Genomic DNA, 22,748 nt, shown 5'->3' on the forward strand with positions numbered 1-22,748 from the left:
ACGGGGGAGCGCCGCCAGGTCTCGGCACCCCTGGAACGCTGCGATACTGAGCGGCGTGACCACCGCGGACGGACGGCAGACGCGGCGGGGACGCCCCGGCTACGACAAGGAGTCCCTGCTCCAGGTCGCCGTCAAGGTGTTCAACGAGCGCGGCTACGACGGCACCAGCATGGACGAGCTGTCCAAACGGCTCGGCATCAGCAAGTCCGCCATCTACCACCACGTGTCCGGCAAGGACGAACTGCTGCGCCTCGCCGTCGACCGCGCCCTCGACGGGCTGTTCGCCGCCGCCGAGCAGGCCATGGCGGTCGACGGACGCGCCGTCGACCGCCTGGAGCATCTCGTGCGCGCCAGCGTCACCGTCCTGGTCGACCGGCTGCCGTTCGTCACCCTGCTGCTGCGGGTGCGCGGCAACACCACCGTCGAGCGCCGCGCCATGGCCCGCCGCCGCGAGTTCGACCGGATGGTGGCCGACCTGGTCGCGCAGGCCGCGGCCGAGGGCGACATCCGCCCGGACGTCGACCCGGCGATCACCAGCCGGCTGCTGTTCGGCATGGTCAACTCGCTGGTCGAGTGGTACCGCCCGCAGGGCCGCCGCAGCGCCGCCGAGCTCGCCGACACCGTCTGCAAGATCGCCTTCACCGGCGTCCGCCGCTCCGGCGGCGCTACAGATGGGTGACCAGCACCTCCGGCCGCTCAACGCAGTCGGCGACGAACCGCAGGAAGCCCCCGGCGACGCCGCCGTCGCACACGCGGTGGTCGAACGTGAACGACAGCTGCGCGACCTTCCGCAGCCGCACCTCCCCTTCGAACCCCCACGGCCGGTCGGCGATCCGCCCGACCCCGAGCATGGCCGCCTCGGGATGGTTGATGATCGGCGTTGACCCGTCCACCCCGAAGACGCCGTAGTTGTTCAGCGTGAACGTCCCGCCCGTGAGCTGCCGTGGCGTCAGACCGCCGTCCCGCGCGGCCGCCGTCAGCTCCCGCAGCCGGGCGGCCAGTTCGGCCAGCGTCAGCCGGTGCGCGTCGTGCACCACCGGCACCACCAGCCCCCGGTCGGTCTGCGCGGCGAACCCCAGGTTGACGTACGGCAGCCGCACGATCTCCTGCCGTTCGACGTCCACGTAGGCGTTCAGCTCGGGGAAGCGCCGCAGCCCGGCGACGCAGATCCGGGCCAGCAACGCCAGCATGCCGATCCCGGCGTCCGGGGAGGCCCGGCGGATGCCGTCCTTGAGCTCCACCAGCGCCGTGGCGTCCACGTCGACCCAGGTGGTCGCGTCGGGGATCTCCCGCCTGCTGCGCGAGAGCTTGTCCGCGATGGCCCGCCGCACCCCTTGCAGCGGCACCCGCTCGACCTGCGGCGCTTCCCAGGTGCCCGGCGCGTCGGCGGCGGGCGTGTCGGCGGCGGGGGTCTCGTCGGACGCGGCGATGGCGGCCTCCACGTCCCGGCGGAGCACGACACCACGCGGCCCGCTGGGCGTCACCAGCGCGAGATCGATGCCGTGCTCCTCCGCCAGCCGCCGCACCAGCGGCGAGATGACCCGCGGCACCTCCTCCCCGGCGCCCCGTCCCGCGAGCCTCAGCGCGGCGTCCGCCTCGGCCCTCGGCAGGGCCGCCAGGCGGGACGTCGACACGGACGGCACCACGGCACCGGCGGCCCCGCCCTTGAGAGCGCCGCCGACGGGCCCGGGCTTCACGGTCGCCGGCCCGGGCGGGGCGGCCGTGAGGGGCCTCGACACCTCCGATCCGGGCCGCTTGACGCGGGGACGGCGCCGGGACCGCCTGGAGGAACCGGTGCCGTACCCGACGAGGACGTTGCCCGACCCGGCGCGCTCCTCCTCCCGGTACCGCTCGTCCGGGACGGCCACCGCGATCAACGGCGCACCCACCGCGACGGACGTGCCCGGCTCGCCGTACAGGCGCACCACCGTCCCGGCGATCGGAACGGGCACGTCGACGGCCGCCTTGGCCGTCTCGACCTCCACCACGACCTGGTCGACGGCGACGACGTCCCCCACCGACACCCGCCACTGGAGGATCTCCGCCTCGGTCAGCCCCTCCCCCAGGTCGGGAAGGCGGAACACCTGCTCGGTCGCCGTCGCGGTCATGCCGCACCCGCCTCGGGCAGGTACCGGACGTCGGGTTCGTCGTCGCGCTGCAGCCGGTCCAGGGCGTCCAGGATCCGGTCGACGTCCGGCAGATGGTGATGTTCGAGCATCGGCGGCGGATACGGGATGTCCAGCCCGGTCACCCGCAGCACCGGCGCCAGCAGGCTGTGGAAGCAGCGCTCCTGGACGCGGGCGGCGATCTCGGCGCCCACCCCCGCGAACCCGGCCGCCTCCGCCACCACCACGCAACGGCCGGTCCGGCGCACCGACGCCGTCACCGTCTCGTCGTCGAACGGGACGATCGTGCGCAGGTCGACGACCTCCAGGTCCCAGCCCTCCTCGGCGGCCGCCTCGGCGGCTTCGAGCGCGACCGGCACGGCGGGCCCGTAGGCGACCACCGTCGCGTCCCCGCCCGGACGGCGCACCACCGCACGGCCGAACGGCTCCGTGCGCACCGGCAGGGTCACCGGCGCCTTCGACCAGTACAGCTTCTTGGGCTCCAGGAAGATGACCGGATCGGGATCCTCGATCGCCTCCCGCAACAGCGAGTACGCGTCGTCCACCGTCGCGGGCGTGACCACCTTCAACCCGGGCGTGTGCGCGTAGTACGCCTCGCTGGAATCGCTGTGATGCTCGACCCCGCCGATCCCGCCCCCGTACGGGATGCGGATGACCATCGGCAGCGCCACCCGTCCCCGCGTCCGGTTGCGCATCTTCGCCACATGCGAGGCGATCTGCTCGAACGCCGGGTAGGCGAACGCGTCGAACTGCATCTCCACCACGGGCCGGAACCCGCCCATGGCCATCCCCACGGCGAAGCCCACGATCCCCGACTCGGCCAGCGGCGTGTCGAAGCAGCGGTCCTCGCCGAACTTGGCGGTCAGGCCGTCCGTGATCCGGAACACCCCGCCCAGCGGCCCCACGTCCTCACCGAACACCAGGACGCGCTCGTCGTCCTCCAGGGCGTCGCGCAGCGCGGCGTTCAGCGCCTGCGCCATGCTGATCGTCGTCATCTCAGCGCCTCCTCGGCCTGCAGTTCGGCCTCCAGGACCTCGCGTTGCTCCGCCAGTTGCGGCGTGGGCGTGCCGTAGACGTGATCGAACAGCCCCAGCGGCGCCAAACGCGGGTCGGCGTTCAACTCGGCCCGCACCCGGGCCGCGAACTCCTCGGCCTCGGCGTTGATCGCCGTGACGTCCTCGTCGGCGAGATGGCCGCGCCGCCGCAGATAAGCCTCCAGCCGCGCGACGGGGTCACGCCGACGCCAGCGCTCGGCCTCCTTCTCCTCCCGGTACCGGGTGGCGTCGTCCGCGTTCGTGTGGGGCTCCATCCGGTACGTGTGGGCCTCCACCAGGAACGGCCCCCCGCCCGAACGCGCGTGCTCAGCGGCGGCGGACAGCACCGCCAGGACGGCCACGGCGTCGTTGCCGTCGACCTGCTCGGAACGCACCCCGTACCCGACTCCCTTGTACGCCAGCGCCGGCGCAGCGGTCTGCCGCTCCAGCGGCACGGAGATGGCGTACTGGTTGTTCTGGACGAGGAACACCACCGGCGCCTTGAACACGGCGGCGAAGTTCAGCGCCTCGTGGAAGTCGCCTTCACTCGTCGCCCCGTCCCCCACGCACACGAGCGCGATGCGTCCCGTCCCCTTACGGAGTTCCGCATACGCCAGGCCCGCAGCGTGAATCGTCTGCGTCGCCAGGGGAGTGCACTGGGGAGCGACCTGGTGGCGGTACGGGTCGTAGCCGCAGTGCGCGTCACCCCGTAGGAGCGACAGCACCTCCACAGGCTCGATGCCCTTGGTCACAAGGGCCACCGAGTCCCGGTACGTGGGGAACAGCCAGTCGCCCTCCTCAAGGGCCAGCACCGCCCCTACCTGGCACGCCTCCTGGCCCTTGCTCGACGGGTACACCGCCAGCCGCCCCTGCTTGGTCAGCGCGGTCGCCTGGGTGTCGAACCGGCGCCCCACGACCATGTGCCGGTACGCGCGGCGCAGCAGTTCGGGGCTCGGCTCCGGATACGCGGGACGGCCGCGCGCGGGCGCCCCGCCGTCGGTCAGGAACCGGACCGGCCTCTCGGACGGAAGCAGCGCCCCCGGGCCCTCACGGCGTCGATCCGACATACGGCACCAACCTCCTCGTCCGTGCCTTCTTGGGAGGAATATGGATTAGTTCGGCCATACGTCTCAAGAACCGCGCTAAAGTCCGGACATCCGGCTTTTCCAGGGGGCCACCATGGACCATCTGTCCCTCAACATCCCACCGGCGACCCCGTCCCCGGGACATTCGGCGGCCCCCCTGGACGACGTCGACCGCGCGATCCTGCGCGAGCTGACCGCCGACGGCCGCCTGTCCATCCGCGCCCTCGCCGAACGCGTCCGCGTCTCCCGCTCCAACGCCTACGCCCGCCTGGAACGCCTGCTCACCGAAGGCGTCATCACCGGCTTCACCGCCCGCATCGACCCGGCCCGCGCCGGCCTCGGCACCACCGCCTACGTCCTGGTGAACATCGACCAGCACTCCTGGCGGGACGTCTCGGTGAACCTGCGCGAAGTGCCCTACGTGCAGCACCTGGCGTTCGTGGGCGGCGACGTCGACCTGGTCATGCTCGTCCGCACCCCCGACACCGCCACCCTCCGCGACGTCGTCCTCGCCGGAGTCCACGCGGTCACCGGCGTCCGCTCCACCCGCACCTGGATCGTCTTCGAAGAGGCCCCCGGCTCCTCAGCCAACGGCTGAGACCGACCACCGCACGGTGACCACACGACGGCCCGCCAGACGTCCTCCCACCCGCAGATCCTCCGCAAGGAACGCGGCCGTCACAGCACGGCCAGCTCAGCGATCTCCGTCGACGACCCTGCTGGTGAACCCCGCCGCCACCAACCGCTCATACGCACCCAACACCTCAGCGGGCACGTCCTGCGCGATGGCGAACCCGCGCTCCGCGTACACCCACACCCGCTGCGTGTCCCCGACCAGCATGTTGATCACACGATCCGCGTCCCCGATGCCGCGGACGTACTCGTCAAGCGACAGCGGCCGGGACGCGCACACGACCTCAAGCTCCGGCCACACCTTCTTCGCGGTCGCATAGGCCCGCCGCTGCTGATACGGACGGCTGATCAACAAGGCCGACCGCACCTCGATCCCCCTGCCGTCGAGCAGCCTGCGCGTCAACGCGATGTTCTGCCCGGTGTTCGTCGCCTCCGGCTCGACCAGGATCGCCTCGTCCGGCACCCCCAGCGCAAGAGCGTGCTCCCGATAGTGAACGGCCTCCCCACGCGGAAACCGCCCCACCGTCGTCGGCGCGTTCGCCCCCGTGAACACCACCAGCGGCACCATCCCCCGGTGATAAAGCTCGGCCGCGTACGTGGCCACCCCCAGATCATGGCTCCCAAGCCCGATGGCGACATCACAACGCCGCACCCCATGCCCCATGTCGTGATACCGCCACAACACCCCAACATCCGCCCGGAGCCCCTCAGGCAAAACCCCGCCCAATCCACTTCCCCCCTGCTAACCGCGCCGGACGCCCCCCGACCACATGCACAAACCATGCCATGGCAGGAACGACGCCGCCCCTGCCCCCATCCCCCTCCCCGCGCACGCACCTCAATCAGCCAGCCGAGCTAGGCGCGGACCTGCCGCTCGTAGCCCTTGACGCTATTGGCAGCCGAATAGCACCGATCGAGGCGCCGACGCACAGCACTCAGCGCACCCCCGGCGGACCGAGTACCGAGCCGTCAGCACAGCGGCGGCCGGCAAGCTCGGGGCGGTCAGCACGGCCCCGTTCGGCACCAGACCGACGCTGGGGGGCGTAGGAGGACGTCAACTACTCGCGCGAAGTGGCGAGTTCGCAGCTCGTGACTGCCCCCGACGACGGGACGGTGACACGGCCGCATAGGGCGCGTTGACAAAAGCCCACGCCACGCGTGCCCGTCTCGCGACGTTCACGGCGGCGATGTGGTCGGCCGGGCCAGCGAGCCCGCAGACCACGCACGCGAAGTCATCCCTTGTGGGACGGTTCTTACGGGAGACGTGCCGACAGCGCGGGCACGTCTGGGAGGTGTAGGCCGCATCCACCTCGATGACCGGTACACCGGCCCGCTTGGCCTTGTAGGCGATGAACTGGCCCAGTTGCTGGAACGGCCAGTTCGACAAGGTGGCCCGCTGGTGCCGCCTGAGCCGTACCCGGTCGCGGATTCCCCGAAGGTCTTCCAGGGCGATGCCGCGTCCGGTGCGTTGGGCATCGGCCACCACAGTCTTGGCGATCTTGTGGTTGACGCAGGCGGCGTGCCGGGCCTCCCGGCGCGCGCGCCGCTTCAGCCTGCGCTTGGCGGATCTGGTGCGCTTGGCCTGTAACTCCGCGCGCAGACGCGCCATGCGCCTCCGGTACCGCTCCAAGCCGCGGCCCTGGTAATTGCCCCCGTCGCTGGTGGTAGCCAGATTGGCGATGCCCCGGTCGACTCCCATCCAGTCGACGGGTTCTCGCTGAGGCGACTCGGGCACCTCACAGGTGGCGAGGAGAAACCACTTGCCGTCGCGGTACACCAGGTCCGACTCACCCCTGCGGTACTCGGCGAGGGTCTTCAACTGCGACTGCTCGCCGGTGAACGCCACGTTCTTCAACCTGCCGCGAGTGGTCCAGATCGACACCGTCCGAGCGTCCATCTGCCAGGAGAGGCATCGATCGTCGAACGGCTGGGCTGCGTCAGAGCGAAAGGTGATCGGTTTCCGCTCGGCCCGGACTCGCCGCGCCGAGCCTTCCTTCCCCAGCAGACCAGCCTGGATGTGAGCATGCAGGGTGGTGTAGGCATCGGCGACCTTGCGGATCACGTGCAATGCCGGCTGCGCCGAAAGCCCTCGTGCCTTCAACTCCGCGTATACGAGCTTCTGCAGGACGGCGCGTGAGAACAGCTTCCGCTCGAACGCCGCCCGCGCTACGTGATCGGCGGCGCTGTTGCAGGCGTGCAGGGTCTCGGTGAGCGCCGCGGCCTGCTCAGGCGTCGGCAACAGCTTCACCTGCACCGCCATTTTCACGCTACGTGACTATAGCATTACAGTCGCGATTCGAGGCGGCAATTAAAGCCGCCCTCGTCAGCCCGGCTCCGACTGCTGTAAGCGGAGCAAGGCCAAGCTGTGCGTCGGCTTCGGTGCGGGCTGACGATTTCGAACACCGCGACCGATCACGCACCTAATGATGCGGCAGCCAGCCCTGGCGGCCCATCAACGAGGGTCAATCTGTTGAAGGAGCCTTCGGCCAGCGACTACCGGCTCGACTCGGGATCCCTGGCACACTGTCTGGGGCATGAGTACGCCCCTGCGGCGACACGCCACTGAGTTGTGTGGGGCGGCAGAAAAGCGAAATGCCCGGATAAAATCCGGGCAAAATGGACAAAGTGGGCGTACCAGGACTTGAACCTGGGACCTCATCCTTATCAGGGATGCGCTCTAACCGACTGAGCTATACGCCCGAGGGGGTCGCCGTCCTTGCGGCGTACCGAGAGACTACCCCATCGCGCGGTGCGACCGGTAATCAGTTCGGCGGACGGCGGACCCCGTCGCTACTCGGCCTCCTTGAGGGTGACCTCCACGCCTCCCACCAGGTCGGCGACCAGGTTGTAGATGACCGAGCCGACCGTGGACAGGGCGGTGATCAGCAGCACGTTCAGCGCGCCGACCAGCAGCGTGTAGGTGAAGATGCGGGCGAAGGAGAACCAGCTGCCGGCGTCCAGGCCGCCGGTCGTCTCGCCCTGCTGGCGGGTCAGGTCGTTGACCGTGTCGCTGATCGCCGAGAACACGCCCAGGCCGGACAGGATCACGTACAGGACGACCACCGCGACCAGCAGGACGATGAAGCAGACCAGCGACATCATGAAGCTGAACTTCATGACCGACCACGGCTCGAGGCGTGACAGCTGCAGCTGGGCCTTGCGGGACGGGCGGCCCGACGCGGACGACGAAGACGACGCGGATGCACCCGGCCCGGGCCCCGTCGCGCCCGGAGCCCCGGGTGCACCGGGTGCACCGGCCGCGGCGGCGCCGGCCACCGGTGTGGCGACCGGGCCCGCGCCGGGCGCCTGACGGTCCTTGACGGCGGTGCCGGTGAAGCCCGAGCCCGCGGGGCGGCCGGTCGGCTGGTCGGTGCGCTCGGCGGAGACCGAGCCGGCCGGTTCGGCCGGCTTGGCCCAGCCGTCGACGGTCGTGTCGTCCGTGACGGGCGCGATCTTGGTGTCGTCCTTGGCGGCGCGCAGGTCCGGCCGGGTCTCGTCGGACACCGGGGCGTCGGGGATGTTCACGGTCGCCTCGTCCCGGTCGGACCGGGACGAGCCCGCCGAGGTCTTCTTGCCGCCCCCGGAGGCGGACGAGGAGCCGGGCGAGGAGCCGGATGCCTTCCCCTTGGGCTTACCGGGCTGGGTGCTCACGTCTCCTCCTGGGCTGCGGGCCTGCGGACGTCACTCACTCTCGCTCTCCTCGCCGCCGTTGTCGGCGTCCGAGTCCTCCATGGACTCTACGTTCCGCGCGATCGCGACGACGCTGTCCCCGTCGGCGAGGTTCATGAGGCGCACGCCCATGGTCTGCCGCCCCGACTGCTTGACCTCGGCCGCGCTGGTGCGGATGACGCCCCCGTTGGAGGTCATCGCGAACACCTCGTCGTCCGGGCCGACCATCAGTGCGCCGACCAACCTGCCGCGAGTTTGCACGATCTTAGCGGTGAGCACGCCCTTACCACCCCGACCTTGGACAGGGTATTGGCCCACAGGAGTCCGCTTCGCGTAGCCGCCTTCGGTGGCCACCAGGACGTCGTGCGTCTCGTCCTGGACGACCAGCATGTTGAGGACCTCGTGGTCGCCGTCGAACCGCATGCCGATGACGCCGCTGGTGGCGCGGCCCATCGGGCGCAGCGAGTCGTCGTCGGCGTGGAACCGGATGGCCTGCGCGCCGGTGGAGACCATCAGCAGGTCGTCCTCGGGCGCCACCAGGCGGGCGGAGATCACCTCGTCGCCCTCGGCCAGGTTGATGGCGATGATGCCGCCGCTGCGGGGCGAGTCGAAGTCGCGCAGCGGCGACTTCTTGACCTTGCCCTGCTTGGTGGCCAGCACCAGGTACGGCGCGACGTCGTAGTCGCGCAGGTCCATGACCTGGGCGATGTGCTCGTCCGGCTGGAAGGCCAGCAGGTTGGCGACGTGCTGGCCGCGCGAGTCGCGGCCGCCCTCGGGCAGCTCGTAGGCCTTGGCTCGGTACACGCGGCCCTTGTTGGTGAAGAACAGGATCCAGTGGTGGGTGGTGGTGACGAAGAACTGGTCGACGATGTCGTCCTGCTTGAGCTGCGCGCCGCGCACGCCCTTGCCGCCCCGCCGCTGCGCGCGGTACAGGTCGGTCTTGGTGCGCTTGGCGTAGCCGCCGCGGGTGATCGTGACGACGACGTCCTCCTCGGCGATCAGGTCCTCGTAGGACACGTCGCCGTCGAAGGGGATGATCTCGGTGCGCCGCTCGTCGCCGTACTTCTCGACGATCGGGGCCAGTTCCTCGCCGACGATCCGGCGCTGCCGTTCGGGGGAGCCGAGGATGTCGTTGTAGTCGGCGATCTCGGCCATGAGCCGGTCGTACTCGTCGGTGATCTGCTGGCGTTCCAGGGCGGCCAGCTTGCGCAGCTGCATGTCCAGGATGGCCTGCGCCTGGACCTCGTCGATCTCCAGCAGGTTCATCAGGCCCCGCTGGGCCTCCTGCGCCGAGGGGGAGCGCCGGATCAGCGCGATGACCTCTTCGATCCGGTCGAGCGCCTTGAGCAGGGCGCGCAGGATGTGGGCGCGTTCCTCGGCCTTGCGCAGCAGGAACCGGGTGCGGCGGACGATGACGTCGATCTGGTGCGCCACCCAGTACCGGACGAACTGGTCGAGGCGCAGGGTGCGCGGCACCCCGTCGACCAGCGCCAGCATGTTGGCGCCGAACGTCTCCTGCAGCTGGGTGTGCTTGTAGAGGTTGTTCAGGACGACCTTGGCGACCGCGTCCCGCTTCAGCACGATCACCAGGCGCTGGCCGGTGCGGCCGGAGGTCTCGTCGCGGACGTCGGCGACGCCGTCGAGCTTGCCGTCCTTGACCAGTTCGGCGATCTTGAGGGCGAGGTTGTCGGGGTTGACCTGGTAGGGCAGCTCGGTGACGACCAGGCAGGTGCGGCCCTGGATCTCCTCGACCTCGACGACGGCGCGCATGGTGATCGAGCCGCGGCCGGTGCGGTAGGCCTCCTCGATGCCCTTGCGGCCGACGATCAGGCCGCTGGTGGGGAAGTCGGGGCCCTTGATCCGCTGGATGAGCGCTTCGAGCAGTTCCTCGTCGGAGGCGTCGTAGTGGTCCAGGTACCACTGGACGCCGTCGGCGACCTCGCGCAGGTTGTGCGGGGGGATGTTGGTGGCCATCCCGACCGCGATGCCCGCCGATCCGTTGACCAGGAGGTTCGGGTAGCGGGACGGCAGTACGTCCGGCTCGGCGGAGCGACCGTCGTAGTTGGGGGAGAAGTCGACGGTCTCCTTGTCGATGTCGCGCAGCAGCTCCATCGCCAGCGGCGCCATGCGGCACTCGGTGTACCGCATGGCCGCGGCGGGGTCGTTGCCGCGCGAGCCGAAGTTGCCGTTGCCGTCGACCAGCGGGTAGCGCATCGCCCACGGCTGCGCCAGCCGTACCAGCGCGTCGTAGATGGCCGAGTCGCCGTGGGGGTGGTAGTTCCCCATGACGTCGCCGACGACGCGGGCGCACTTGAAGTAGCCGCGGTCGGGCCGGTAGCCGCCGTCGTACATCGCGTACAGCACCCGCCGGTGCACCGGCTTGAGTCCGTCGCGGACCTCGGGCAGCGCGCGGGACACGATGACCGACATCGCGTAGTCGAGATAGCTCCGCTGCATCTCGACCTGGATGTCGACCGGCTCGATCCGCTCGGGCCGCCCCCCGCCTTCGGTGGTCACGTCCGTCACTGTCTAAGACCTCTTCTACTGGGTGAAGTACGGTCGGCGTCTGGCCCGCACGCCCGGCCTGCCGCCGACCCGGGGCCGCCTGCCCCCGAGGTTCGTGGCCCCTGTGTCGTCCGTCCGCCCCGGGTCTCGCCGCCGCGCGCGCGTCGCGGACGTTCCGCGTGCGGCACCGCGCCGGATTCCGGGGCGCCGGGCCGGCCGTGGGTGTGGCCGGGCGCGGGCCCTGGAGACGGACCCGGACGGGACCGGAGGGACGGCGAGGGAGTCGTCATCAGATGTCGAGGAAGCGCACGTCCTTGGCGTTGCGCTGGATGAACTCGCGGCGCGGTTCGACGTCCTCGCCCATGAGGACGCTGAACAGCTCGTCGGCCTGGGCGGCGTCGTCGAGGGTCACCTGGAGCAGGACGCGGTTGTCGGGGTCCATGGTGGTGTCCCACAGCTCGTTGGCGTTCATCTCGCCCAGACCCTTGAAGCGCTGCACCTGGTCGCGGGGGCGGGGGTCGCGCTTGCCGGCGGCGATGCCCGCCTCGATGATCGCGTCGCGTTCCCGGTCGGAGTAGGCGTAGTCGACGTCCGAGCCGCGGGCGTCCCACTTGATCTTGTAGAGCGGCGGCTGGGACAGGTAGACGTGCCCGGCCTCGATCAGCGGCTTCATGAACCGGAACAGCAGCGTCAGCAGCAGCGTGTTGATGTGGTGGCCGTCGACGTCGGCGTCCGACATCAGGATGATCTTGTGGTACCGCAGCTTGGAGATGTCGAACTCGTCGTGCACCCCGGTGCCGAGCGCGGTGATGATCGCCTGGACCTCGTTGTTCTTGAGGATCTTGTCGATCCGCGCCTTCTCGACGTTCAGGATCTTGCCGCGGATCGGCAGGATCGCCTGAAAGTGCGGGTTGCGGCCGCCCTTGGCCGAGCCGCCCGCCGAGTCGCCCTCCACGATGTACAGCTCGGACTTGCCGGGGTCGGTGGACTGGCAGTCGGCCAGCTTGCCCGGCAGCGACGTCGACTCCAGCAGGCTCTTGCGGCGGGTCAGGTCGCGCGCCTGCCGCGCGGCGATGCGGGCCCGCGCCGCCTGGGTGGCCTTGTTGATGATCTCCTTGGCCTCGCCCGGGTTGCGCTCGAACCAGTCGCGCAGGTGCTCGTGGCAGGCCTTCTGGACGAACGACCTGGCCTCGGTGTTGCCGAGCTTGGTCTTGGTCTGCCCCTCGAACTGCGGGTCGGCCAGCTTGATCGAGATGATCGCGGTGAGGCCCTCGCGGATGTCCTCGCCGGTGAGGTTGTCGTCCTTGTCCTTCAGGAGCTTCTGCTCCTTGGCGTACCGGTTGACGATCGCGGTGAGCGCCGCCCGGAAGCCCTCCTCGTGCGTGCCGCCCTCGGCGGTGTTGATGGTGTTGGCGAAGGTGTGCACCGACTCGGCGTACGAGGCGTTCCACTGCATGGCGATCTCGACCGACATGCCGTCGGTGTCGTCGCCGAAGTAGATCACCGACTCGTGGACGGCGTCCTTCTTGCTGTTGATGTAGCGGACGAAGTCCTCGATGCCGCCCTCGTAGTGGTAGCGGGCGACGCGGGGCTCACCGTTGATGTGGTCGGGCCGCTCGTCCCGCAGCGTGATGGACAGGCCGCGGTTGAGGAAGGCCATCTCCTGCATCCGCCGCGACAGCGTCTCGAAGTTCCACTTGGTGGTCTCGAAGATCTCCGGGTCCGGCCAGAAGGTGATCGTGGTGCCGGTCTCGTCGGTCGGCTCGCCCTTGGCCAGCGGCGCCTCGGCGCCGCGCCAGGTGTAAGCCTGCCGCCACACGTGCCCGTCCACCTTGACCTCGGCCTCCAGCCGGGTGGACAGCGCGTTCACCACCGCCGAGCCGACGCCGTGCAGACCGCCGGAGACCGCGTACGACTTGCCGTCGAACTTGCCTCCCGCGTGCAGGGTGGTGAGCACCAGCTCGATGGCGGGACGCTTCTCCACCGGGTGCTCGCCCACGGGGATGCCGCGGCCGTTGTCCTTGACGCGGACGCCGCCGTCCGCCAGCAACGTGACCTCGATGGTGTCCGCGTAGCCGGCGAGGGCCTCGTCGACGGAGTTGTCGACGATCTCATAGACGAGATGGTGGAGTCCGCGTTCACCGGTGGTGCCGATGTACATGCCGGGGCGCTTGCGTACCGCCTCCAGCCCTTCGAGGACAGTGATCGAACTAGCGTCGTACGCCAAAGGAGATCCTCCTGCCGGGGACGCTCGCCGTCCCGCGCTCGCGGGGAACGCGGTGTGCCCCGTAACACACGTAAGGGCGCCCTTCTCCAACCAACACCGCGGGGCCCTGGCCCGATCGGCCGACGGCCGATGTGCGGCAGGACCCTTCACGTGCTCCGTTGCGTCGGAGGGGAGCCGGGCGACCCGTGACGGCGCAGCATCCTGAACCCATCATCATTCTACCGGGTGGACTGACAAAAAGAGGCACTCACGGGCGCTGTGTGCGCGTGTGGCGGCCCAGCGGGCGAGGAGACACATCCCCCCATTCGACTGGGGGTGTCATCTTCCCTACGGGGCACTGGCAGCGGAATCGGGTGACACGCGCTCCGAACAGATGTTCGCCCTCGTCCCGCGCTCCCCTTCGACGGTACGCGGCGAGGCCGGGTGGTCCTGCCTCCGTCCAGGGCTGGTCCACCGGGTGCGACCGTGGGACCCGCGAACGCGCTCACCGGCGGCGAGGCCGGCCCGCGACAAGGCGAACCTAACCTCCGCCACCGACAGTCTCCTGCCCCTGTTCTGACGCCTGCGGGACCATCGCTTGTTCACCGCTTCGGCCACGAATCCCGCACGCATCCGGCCCGCGAGTTCTCCACTACAGGTCGGCCCCCGGCACGCAGCGCGGCCACGGCCTGGTCGGCGCGGCCCGGTCGGCGCGGCCGTCACGCCGGGGGCGCTCCGGCGCGGCGGTGGTGGTCAGCGGACGCGCCAGGTGCCCGGGCGGCGCGGGCCTGACGACGGGCCCACCACCTTGACGCGGCGTACGGTGCCGTGGCCGAGTTCCTCGTTCAGGCGCCTGACGAGGGTCGACGACAGCAGGCGCAGCTGGGTGGCCCAGGTGGTGGAGTCGGCGGCGACCGTCAGCTCGCCGTCCTCGAAGCGTTCGGGACGGGTGTGCTCGGCCAGCTCAGGGCCGACGATGCCGGGCCAGTTGCCGAAGACGCCGCCGACCGCGGCGCGTTGCTCCCATCCCCGTGAGGCCAGCAGCTCACGGATGGCCGCGCCGAACGCCTTGGGGTCGCCGCCCCGTCCCGGTTCCCTCAGCCGTACGGGACGTTGCGTCTTGCGCTGGCCGCCCCCCTGTCCCGGCACCGAGCCGCGCTTGCGAGCGTCCGCCTTGGCCTGGGCCAGGGCCTGGCGCGCCAGCTCTATCCCCGACTTGGCGGGCGGCTCCGGCGGCTGCGCGGGGCTCTGGCCGTCTGGGCGCGGCGCCTGAGGCTCCGCCGAAGCGCTCGACTCTGCCTCGGCCCCGGGGGTCGCGGGGTTGTGCACATCCTGTGGATGATCGTTCATGTCGGCTCCCCTGCGGGCCGCCGCGGTGCGCCTTGCCGGGACGTCATGCCGGCGTCACCTTGCCGTCGGACACGGCGAACGAGGCGCCGGTCAGCTCGTCCGGGACGTCGGCGGGCACGGCGGCGGTGATGAGGACCTGTTCGGCCGGGGCGACCATCTCGGCCAGGCGGCTGCGACGGCCGGCGTCGAGCTCGGCGAACACATCGTCCAAGATCAGGACGGGGTCGTCGCCGTCGGCTCGCAGCAGTTCGTAGGCGGCCAGCCGCAGTCCCAGAGCCAGCGACCAGGACTCGCCGTGGCTGGCGTAGCCGCGCGCGGGCAGGTCCCCCAGCCGGATCAGAAGCTCGTCCCGGTGCGGGCCGACGAGGCTGAGCCCGCGTTCCAGTTCCTGGCGACGTGTCTCGTTCAGCGCCTTGAGCAACGCCTCGGCCAGTTGTGCACGGTCTGTGGACAACTCGACGTCGCCCAAGGAGCACTTGTAGGCGAGATCGGCCGCGCCACCGGACGGGGCCAGGGCTTCGTAGGCGCGGGCCATGAGCGGACGCAACGCGGCGACGAGGTCGAGCCGGGCCGCGAGAAGCTCGGCGCCGGTACGGGCGAGGTGGGAGTCCCACACGTCCAGAGTGGCCAGAACCTCGGCACCTGGGGCGCGCCTGTGGGCGGCCGCCGATTTCAACAGGGCGTTGCGTTGCTTGAGGACACGTTCGTAGTCGGATCGCACCCCCGCGAACCGGGGCGCGCGCGCCGTCAGCAACTCGTCCAGGAACTTGCGACGCTCCCCCGGGTCGCCCTTGACCAGAGCCAGGTCTTCCGGGGCGAACAGGACCGTCCGCAGCATCCCCAGGATCTCGCGTGGCCTGGGGACAGGGGCGCGGTTGAGCCTGGCCCGGTTCGCCTTGCCCGGGTTGATCTCCAGCTCGATCAGGGCCTTGCGGTCGTCCCGTACCACTCCGGCGCGCACGATGGCCCGGGGCGCGCCCTGCCTGACGAGGGGGGCGTCCGTGGCGACACGGTGGCTGCCGTGGGTGGACACGTAGGCGACGGCTTCCACGAGGTTGGTCTTGCCCTGCCCGTTGGGGCCCACGAACGCGCTGACCCCCGGCTCAAGCGCCACCTCGGCGGAGGCGTACGAGCGGAAGTCCTGGAGCGAAAGGTGGGCGACGTGCACGGAACACGAGCGTAGAGCCTCCCGCGGGCCACGTCCGCCACGGCGTGTCTCCCACAGCCGCCCCATAGTTGTCCACAGACCTGTGGACAACTATGGGTGCGGGGGGTGTACGCCTGGGGATCAGACGGCGGGCGGGGTCACGTCGGCGCCGGGGGAGTCGGCGCCCTTGGCGGCCTCCACTGCGTGGCCGCCGAACTGGTTGCGCAGCGCCGCCACGACCTTCATCGCGGGGGAGTCCTGCTGGCGGGAGGCGAACCGCGCGTACAGCGACGCGGTGATGGCGGGCAGCGGGACGGCGTGGTCGACGGCGGCCTGCACCGTCCACCGGCCCTCGCCGGAGTCGTGGGCGTAGCCGCGGATCTCGTCCAGGTGCGGGTCGTCGGCCAGCGCCCGGTTCATCAGGTCCAGCAGCCAGGACCGGATGACCGAGCCCTCCTGCCAGCTGCGGAACGTCTCGGGGACGTTGGTGACGATGTCGCTGGCCTCGATCAGCTCGTAGCCCTCGCCGAAGGCCTGCATCATCGCGTACTCGATGCCGTTGTGGACCATCTTGACGAAGTGCCCGGCGCCGATCTTGCCGGCGTGCACGAAGCCGAACTCGCCCTCCGGCTTGAGCGTCTCGAAGATCGGCATCAGCCGCTTCACGTGCTCGTCGTCGCCACCGACCATGAGGGCGTAGCCGTTCTCCAGCCCCCACACGCCGCCGCTGACGCCGCAGTCGAGGAAGCCGATGCCCTTCTCGCCCAGCTCCGCGCCGTGCCGCTGGTCGTCCACATAGTGCGAGTTGCCGCCGTCGACGACGACGTCCCCGGCCTGCAGCAGTTCCCCCAGCCTGTGGATGGTGTCGTGGGTCGGCTGCCCCGCCGGCACCATCACCCACACCGCCCGCGGCGGGGTGAGGCGCTCGACCAGCTCCGCCAGCGACCCGACGTCGCTGACGTCGGGGTTGCGGTCGTAGCCGACGATCGTGTGGCCGCCGCGCCGCAGGCGCTCGGCCATGTTCCCGCCCATCTTGCCGAGGCCGATGATCCCCAGCTCCATGCTTCAACTCTCCCTGTCGCGTTCGGCTCGTCCGCCTTCGGCGCGCCCGGCCCGCCCCTGCGGCCGCCCGTCCGCGGCCCCGCGGGCCTCGGACGGGTCCGGCCTCTCGGACCGGCGGCGGCCCGCTCCGTCCACTGCCTGTGGACGGCCCAGGCCGGACGGCCCGCGCGGCCCGGGACGTGCTCCCGACGTCGCCCCGTAGGCCGCGGCAGGCGTCCGGCCGGCCCGCGCTCGGGCCCGTGACGCGGTTCGTCCTGGTATGACCGTGCCCGCATGGCCCAGGGCCTACCCACGGCGGCGCGGTCACTCCCGTGCGAACCGTCCACGAACGACCGTGCGGCGGGGGGCGCCGTTCGGCGGCCCGGGGGGCGCGCCGGTCACGCGTGCGTTCGGCTTCTTCGCTCGTTCCGGCTTGTTCTGACTGTTTCGCTGCTCTTTCGGTTGTGAGGCTACGACCGTGGGGGACGGACCGGTACGCCGCCCCCGGCGCCGCACGCGACCCGATCGACCGACGCGTCCCGGCCTCCCGTCCCGTTCCGGTATGCCCCGGCGTCGCCGGTTATGCCGGCCGGACCCGCAGCGAACCTCCGGACGCTCAGCCGGACAGCCGGACCGGCATGATCAGGTACCGGTAGTTGGGGTCGGAGCCCTCCTCCGGCGGCTTGCCGGTGAGCACGGCGGGCTTGGTCGGCGTGGTGAACGACAGCCGTGCGACGTCCGAGCCGATCGCAGACAGCCCGTCCAGCAGGAACCCGGGGTTGAAGGCGATGTCGATGTCCTCGCCCTCCAGCGTGGCCTCCAGCGCCTCCACGGCCTGTGCCTCGTCGCCGGTGCCCGCCTCCAGGACGACCTCGCCCTGCCGGAACGACAGCCGCACCGGCGTGTTGCGCTCGGCCACCAGCGACACGCGCTTGACCGCCTCGATGAACGGGGACGTCTGCACCTCGGCGAGCCCGGCGTACTCGCTCGGCAGCAGCGAGCGGTACTTGACGAAGTCGCCGTCCAGCAGCCGGGAGGTGGTGCGGCGGCCGCCGCCCGCGAACCCGATCATGCCCTCGCCGCTGCCACCCGCGCCGCCGAGCGCGATCGACACCTCGGCGCCCGAGGTCAGCGACTTGGCCGTGTCGGCCAGGGTCTTGGCGGGCACCAGGGCGACCGCCGAGAAGTCCGGACGCTCGGGCTTCCAGTGCAGCTCCCGCACGGCCAGCCGGTAGCGGTCGGTGGAGGCCAGCGTGACGGTCTCGCCCTCGATCTCCACCCGGACGCCGGTGAGCATCGGGATCGTGTCGTCCCGGCCCGCGGCGATGGCGACCTGGCCGACGGCGGCGGCGAACTCGTCACTGCCCACCGCGCCCGCCGCCGGAGGCATCTCCGGCAGCGTCGGGTAGTCCTCCACAGGCATGGTCAGCAGTGTGAACTTCGCGCTGCCGCAGCGCAGCATCACCTTGGCGCCGTCCGTGCTCACCTCCACAGGCTGTGGGGGCAGGCTGCGCGAGATCTCGGCCAGCAGCCGTCCCGACACCAGCGCGGTGCCCGGCTCCTCGGTGTCGATGTCGGTGGCGACCTGCGCCGACACCTCGTAGTCGAACGCCGACAGCGTCAGCCGGTCGGCGGCCTGGATGTGCATGCCCGCCAGCACGGGCACCGGCGGCCGGACGGGAAGGGTCCGTGCCGTCCAGGCCACGGCGTCGGCCAGGGCGTCTCTGTCGATGCGGAACTTCACAGGGACCCGCCTCCTGCAGGTTTCGGACTAGGGGTGAGGTGGAAGAGATCGTTCAGTCGGCGCGCCCGGGGCACGGGATCCCCAGGCCCTGAGTTGAGATGAGTTTTCTCTTGGGAAGTACATAGGGAAGTACTCGTCATAGGGGCCGTGGATAGTGTGGACAACACGCGTTTTCCCAGGTGACGGCGCGAATTTTTGTCCACGGCGGCTGTGCGTTCCGGGTGTGCACGACGGCCCGGCCTGAGGACGAAGCGATTGTCCCCACACGCCATCCTCATCTCGTCCCCCGGTTGTCCACGAGTTTTCCGCAGGTTGTCCCGGCCTCGCGCGTCCGTGTCGCGGCCGGCGGGCATCGGACCGACGCGCGTCCCCAGGGCGTCCCCAGGTATTCCCCAGGCCTTCCACGGGGTCGTCCCCAGGGGGCCGGTCGGCCGTCCCCAACGATCCCCAACTCGTCCACGCATCGTCCTCAGGTTCTCCGCAGGTTGTCCGCAAGTTGTCCCAGGGGTTTTCCACGGAAATCCCCAAGGTTTTCCACAGGCTGTGGGTGAAGGGGATTCGTGCCGGGCGCCGATCGTCCGCTTTGCGACGCCGTCGCCGACCGCCGCGACCCTTCCCCGGCCGGGCCTCCGAGGCGCCCGGCGGGCCGCCGTTCAGCGTTTGCGGGCCTGGTGCTTGATCCGTCCCGTCAGCTCCGTGACCTGGTTGTATATCGCGCGACGCTCGGCCATCAGCGCCCGGATCTTGCGTTCGGCGTGCATCACGGTGGTGTGGTCGCGGCCGCCGAACTGCTGTCCGATCTTGGGCAGCGACAGGTCGGTGAGCTCGCGGCACAGGTACATGGCGATCTGCCGGGCGGTCACCAGCATCCGGGAGCGCGACGGTCCACAGAGGTCCTCGATCGTCGTCCCGAAGTACTCCACAGTCTGGGCCATGATCATCGCGGCGGTGATCTCTGGGCCGGTGTCGTTGGGGATGAGGTCCTTCAGGACGATCTCGGCCAGCTTCATGTCCACCGACTGCCGGTTCAGGCTGGCGAACGCCGTCACCCGGATCAGTGCGCCCTCCAGCTCCCGGATGTTCGTGGCGATCTGCGAGGCGATGAACTCCAGCACGTCCGGCGGCACCGCCAGGCCCTCCTGGCGCGCCTTCTTCTGCAGGATCGCGATCCGGGTCTCCAGCTCGGGCGGCTGCACGTCGGTGGTCAACCCCCACTCGAACCGGTTGCGCAGCCGATCCTCCAGCGTCACCAGTTCTTTGGGCGGACGATCACTGGAGATCACGATCTGCTTGCTCGCGTTGTGGAGCGTGTTGAAGGTGTGGAAGAACTCCTCCTGGGTCTGTTCCTTGCCCTCGAGGAACTGGATGTCGTCGACGAGGAGGATGTCCACATCCCGGTAGCGGCGGCGGAACCCGTCGGCCTTGCCGTCGCGGATCGAATTGATGAAGTCGTTGGTGAACTCCTCGGAGCTGACATACCGGACACGCGCCCCGTTGAACAGGCTCTGCGCGTAATGCCCGATCGCGTGCAAGAGGTGCGTCTTGCCCAGCCCCGAGTCCCCGTAGATGAACAACGGGTTGTACGCCTTGGCGGGCTGCTCCGCCACGGCGACGGCGGCGGCGTGCGCGAAACGGTTCGAGGAGCCGATGACGAACGTCTCGAACGTGTACTTGGGATTCAGCCGGGCGTGCTCGCCCACACCCCCCGGCGCCGGCCCCGTGTAACCCGCGACGGGCCCGTTCGGCGGCACCGGCCCACCACCAGGCATGGGACCGTGCCCGGGGGCCGCCTCAGGGGAGGGGGAGCCGCTCGCCCCCACGCTCCCCGGCGCCTCCCCCAGCGACGACTGCTCGTCGTCCTGGAAGGGCTGCTCGTCCTGCCGCCCGTTCTGCGACTCCCCGCGCTGCTGCCCCTCCAGGCCCCCACCGGGACCACGCCGCGGCGCCCCGAGCGTGCGGTCGTTCAGATGTGACGGGGCATGCCCGTGACCGACGGGGCCTGCCTGCGGGGCCTGCCCTCGCTGCCCCTGCCCGCCGGGCCCGTACCCGTCGCCGGGACGCGGCCCGGGCCCTGCCCCCGGCCCTGGCCTGCCCTGACCGGGGTAGCCGCCGTGCTGGCCGCGCGGATCGAACGGGAAGTGCTGGTCGCGCTGAAGCTCCGGCCCCAGCCCGTAGGGAACGGGACGCGGCGCGTAGTGGTCGTTGTCGCGCTGGGGCCAGCCCCGGTCGTCATCCCCAGGCGGGGGATAACCACCGGGGACGTTCTGGGGCAGCCCGCCGTACCCCTGCTCGGAGTACTCGGAGTAACGGTCCGCCCCACCGTACGGACCGCGTTCGGTGTAAGGCCCCTCGTTGTACGCCTCGTTGTAGGGCTCGCCCCCGTAGGGGCGCTCGCCGTACGACGGCCCCATCTCGTGGTGCCCCTGGCCCTGCGATTCGGGCTGCGCCCCCTGCGCGGCGGGCGGATCCGGCTGGACGGTCACCGCGACACGGATCTCCCGGCCCAGCTCGTGGGACAACGCCTGCGTGATCAGGCTGCGCAGCCGGGTCTCCAACGCGTCCTTGGCGAACTCGTTGGGCGCGGCCAGCAGCGCCGTCCCCTCAACCAGCGCCAGCGGACGGACCATCGGCAGCCACGCACGGTAGCTCGCGGGGAGCTCCCCCTCGGACAGCGCAGTGAGGGTGCGGGCCCAGACCGATGCGAGATCTTGACCGTCCATGCGCAAGGTCCCTCCCCAATCTCCGTCACCCGGAGTTACCTACTGCCCAGCTGTCCCGCGCGCACGAGAACGCCCCAAAGACCACACCCGGCGCTGCGGAAGACCTACTCTCTCACGAGTTGTCCACAGAGTTGTCCACATGCTGTGCATGAGCATGGGGAAACCCCTGTGCAAAAGTCACAGCGCACGTGACCGGTCAGGCGTTGATCGGGGAGCGTTCGCGCCGCGCGAACCCGCGGCATCCTTCAGGAGAGGGGGTGCCGGCACACAAGCCCATAGGCCCTGCCAGCTCGATCGAAGACATTAGCGCCCGCCCGACGATGCTCGCAACACAAGTCCCACACCACCACGAGAAATCCACAACAACCCCCCACCCTGGGGACAGCCCACCCCCGCAACCCCAGCCCCCAAAGCACTCCATCCACAGCCCACCCACCCCCCAACAAGAACCCCGCAAACGGCGACAGCCCCCGGGCCCCAGGCAAACGGCGCCGGAGTCCCCCCCACCGGAGCCGTGTGCGAAGAGCAGCGCAAGAAGCGAGCGCCGTGCGGCTGAGGTCATCTGTGCTGAATGGCCACGCAGAGGCACGGTGCCGTTACAGCGCCCTGCTGGAAGCTGCGTTCCCGGGGGCCAGAGCGGACGAGTGGGGAGGGCGCCGGGCGGCAGCATTCGGCCGCCTGGAGGCAGCGCGCGGAGCGACCGCCGTGCGGCCGAGGACGCCCCGTGCTGAATGGTCGTGCGGGGACACGGTGCCGTTGTAGCGCCCTCCTGGCGCGTGCGCTGCCAGAGGGACCGGAGGCGGACGAGCAAGGAGGTGCCGTGCGGAGCATCGGCCGGCCCGAGCCAGCGCGGCGAGGAATGCGGGAAGCGACTGCCGTGCGGCCGATGTCCCCCCGCGTGGGTAGGCCGCGCGCCACGGTGCCGTTGCAGCCCCGCTGGGGAGTTCGCGCTCCAGAGGGGCCCGAAGCGGATGAGTGGGGAGGACGCCCTGCGGAAGGTTCGGCATACCGGGGCCAGTGCGGCGAGCGGCCGCCGCGGAGCCGAGGGGTGTCCCGTGCGCTAGGGCTGCGCAGGGGCGCGGGGCCGCTGCGGCGCCCTCCTGGCGCGTGCGTTGCCAGGGGACCGGGGGCGGACGAGCGAGGGAGGAGCCGTGCGGAAGGTCCGGCCCAGCGAGCCAGTGCGGGAGCGACCGCTGTGCGGTCGAGGACGTCTCCTCCTTGCGCGTGAGAGGCCGCGCAGGGGCACGTGCCGTTGCGGCGCTTCTCCGGGAGCTTGCGGGTCGGGGGCGGACGAGCGAGGGAGGGGCCGTGCGGAAGGTTCGGCCCAGCGAGCCAGTGCGGAACGACCGCCGTGCGGTGAGGTCGCCCCCTGCGCGTGAGAGGCCGCGCAGGGGCACGTGCCGTTGCGGCGCTTCTCCAGGGGTTGTGCGTCTGGAGAGGGCCGGAGCGGAGGAGTGAGGGAGGTGCCCGTGCGGGAGCATTCGGCCG

15 protein-coding genes and 1 tRNA gene are annotated in these 22,748 nt (G+C 70.7%); 2 read left to right on the forward strand and 14 right to left on the reverse strand.

What is annotated here, in order from left to right:
• The first annotated feature begins 55 nt into the window (after positions 1-55).
• Positions 56-679, forward strand: coding sequence for a TetR/AcrR family transcriptional regulator (locus tag ABD811_RS06375; RefSeq protein WP_344942212.1), 624 nt, complete (start codon positions 56-58; stop codon positions 677-679).
• Here ABD811_RS06375 and ABD811_RS06380 read toward each other — a convergent pair.
• The 3 genes from ABD811_RS06380 to pdhA are packed head-to-tail and all read right to left on the reverse strand — an operon-like array spanning position 666 to position 4,227.
• A complete protein-coding gene (locus ABD811_RS06380; RefSeq protein WP_344942215.1) occupies positions 666-2,108 on the reverse strand; it encodes a dihydrolipoamide acetyltransferase family protein in 1,443 nt (480 codons plus the stop codon). The genes ABD811_RS06375 and ABD811_RS06380 overlap by 14 nt on opposite strands.
• Positions 2,105-3,121 carry an alpha-ketoacid dehydrogenase subunit beta gene (locus ABD811_RS06385; protein WP_344942218.1) on the reverse strand — a complete coding sequence of 339 codons (1,017 nt, stop codon included), beginning with the start codon at positions 3,119-3,121 and terminating at the stop codon, positions 2,105-2,107. Before ABD811_RS06385 ends, ABD811_RS06380 begins: the two co-directional genes overlap by 4 nt.
• Complete coding sequence (gene pdhA / locus ABD811_RS06390; RefSeq protein WP_344942221.1) at positions 3,118-4,227, reverse strand: pyruvate dehydrogenase (acetyl-transferring) E1 component subunit alpha; 1,110 nt, start codon at positions 4,225-4,227, stop codon at positions 3,118-3,120. Before pdhA ends, ABD811_RS06385 begins: the two co-directional genes overlap by 4 nt.
• A 112-nt stretch (positions 4,228-4,339) precedes the next feature.
• Here pdhA and ABD811_RS06395 point away from each other — a divergent pair, with 112 nt between their 5' ends.
• On the forward strand, positions 4,340-4,843 hold the full coding sequence (locus ABD811_RS06395; protein ID WP_344942224.1) for an Lrp/AsnC family transcriptional regulator: 504 nt from the start codon (positions 4,340-4,342) through the stop codon (positions 4,841-4,843).
• A gap of 96 nt (positions 4,844-4,939) precedes the next feature.
• Here ABD811_RS06395 and ABD811_RS06400 read toward each other — a convergent pair whose 3' ends face one another.
• From ABD811_RS06400 to dnaA, 11 genes are all read right to left on the reverse strand, one after another.
• Positions 4,940-5,542 (reverse strand): YdcF family protein, encoded by a 603-nt coding sequence (locus ABD811_RS06400; RefSeq protein ID WP_425549371.1) that lies wholly within the window; start codon positions 5,540-5,542, stop codon positions 4,940-4,942.
• A gap of 390 nt (positions 5,543-5,932) precedes the next feature.
• A complete protein-coding gene (locus tag ABD811_RS06405) occupies positions 5,933-7,138 on the reverse strand; it encodes an RNA-guided endonuclease InsQ/TnpB family protein (RefSeq protein ID WP_344942371.1) in 1,206 nt (401 codons plus the stop codon).
• A gap of 366 nt (positions 7,139-7,504) precedes the next feature.
• Positions 7,505-7,578: transfer RNA gene (locus ABD811_RS06410), tRNA-Ile, on the reverse strand.
• Between the two features lie 90 nt (positions 7,579-7,668).
• Entirely contained in the window at positions 7,669-8,529 is an 861-nt protein-coding gene (locus tag ABD811_RS06415; RefSeq protein ID WP_344942229.1) for a DUF3566 domain-containing protein, read from the reverse strand.
• Between the two features lie 30 nt (positions 8,530-8,559).
• Entirely contained in the window at positions 8,560-11,073 is a 2,514-nt protein-coding gene (gene gyrA, locus ABD811_RS06420) for a DNA gyrase subunit A (protein WP_344942232.1), read from the reverse strand.
• 268 nt (positions 11,074-11,341) lie between these two features.
• Entirely contained in the window at positions 11,342-13,279 is a 1,938-nt protein-coding gene (gyrB, locus tag ABD811_RS06425; RefSeq protein ID WP_344942235.1) for a DNA topoisomerase (ATP-hydrolyzing) subunit B, read from the reverse strand.
• Positions 13,280-14,011: 732 nt separating this feature from the next.
• Positions 14,012-14,608: a DciA family protein gene (locus ABD811_RS06430; protein WP_344942238.1), complete on the reverse strand. Its 597-nt coding sequence runs from the start codon at positions 14,606-14,608 to the stop codon at positions 14,012-14,014.
• 43 nt (positions 14,609-14,651) lie between these two features.
• Positions 14,652-15,776, reverse strand: a complete 1,125-nt coding sequence (gene recF, locus ABD811_RS06435) for a DNA replication/repair protein RecF (protein WP_344942241.1) — start codon at positions 15,774-15,776, stop codon at positions 14,652-14,654.
• Between the two features lie 120 nt (positions 15,777-15,896).
• The gene (gene gnd / locus ABD811_RS06440) at positions 15,897-16,817 is read right to left on the reverse strand and encodes a phosphogluconate dehydrogenase (NAD(+)-dependent, decarboxylating) (RefSeq protein ID WP_344942244.1); all 921 of its coding nucleotides are present in this window, start codon (positions 16,815-16,817) and stop codon (positions 15,897-15,899) included.
• A gap of 595 nt (positions 16,818-17,412) precedes the next feature.
• Positions 17,413-18,540 carry a DNA polymerase III subunit beta gene (gene dnaN / locus ABD811_RS06445; protein ID WP_344942247.1) on the reverse strand — a complete coding sequence of 376 codons (1,128 nt, stop codon included), beginning with the start codon at positions 18,538-18,540 and terminating at the stop codon, positions 17,413-17,415.
• Positions 18,541-19,193: 653 nt separating this feature from the next.
• Positions 19,194-21,260 (reverse strand): chromosomal replication initiator protein DnaA, encoded by a 2,067-nt coding sequence (gene dnaA / locus ABD811_RS06450; RefSeq protein ID WP_344942249.1) that lies wholly within the window; start codon positions 21,258-21,260, stop codon positions 19,194-19,196.
• Positions 21,261-22,748 lie beyond the last annotated feature (1,488 nt).

Origin of the sequence: Actinomadura miaoliensis, from assembly GCF_039536785.1 — a bacterium.
GTDB classification, from domain to species: Bacteria; Actinomycetota; Actinomycetes; order Streptosporangiales; family Streptosporangiaceae; genus Spirillospora; species Spirillospora miaoliensis.

Bases quoted from the DNA above. Each gene is read 5' to 3' on its own strand.
- gnd (WP_344942244.1), bottom strand. From the start codon at position 16,817: ATGGAGCTGGGGATCATCGGCCTCGGCAAGATGGGCGGGAACATGGCC.
- ABD811_RS06400 (WP_425549371.1), bottom strand. From the start codon at position 5,542: ATGGGGCATGGGGTGCGGCGTTGTGATGTCGCCATCGGGCTTGGGAGC.
- pdhA (WP_344942221.1), bottom strand. From the start codon at position 4,227: ATGTCGGATCGACGCCGTGAGGGCCCGGGGGCGCTGCTTCCGTCCGAG.
- ABD811_RS06385 (WP_344942218.1), bottom strand. From the start codon at position 3,121: ATGACGACGATCAGCATGGCGCAGGCGCTGAACGCCGCGCTGCGCGAC.
- dnaA (WP_344942249.1), bottom strand. From the start codon at position 21,260: ATGGACGGTCAAGATCTCGCATCGGTCTGGGCCCGCACCCTCACTGCG.
- ABD811_RS06380 (WP_344942215.1), bottom strand. From the start codon at position 2,108: ATGACCGCGACGGCGACCGAGCAGGTGTTCCGCCTTCCCGACCTGGGG.
- ABD811_RS06405 (WP_344942371.1), bottom strand. From the start codon at position 7,138: ATGGCGGTGCAGGTGAAGCTGTTGCCGACGCCTGAGCAGGCCGCGGCG.
- ABD811_RS06430 (WP_344942238.1), bottom strand. From the start codon at position 14,608: ATGAACGATCATCCACAGGATGTGCACAACCCCGCGACCCCCGGGGCC.
- ABD811_RS06395 (WP_344942224.1), top strand. From the start codon at position 4,340: ATGGACCATCTGTCCCTCAACATCCCACCGGCGACCCCGTCCCCGGGA.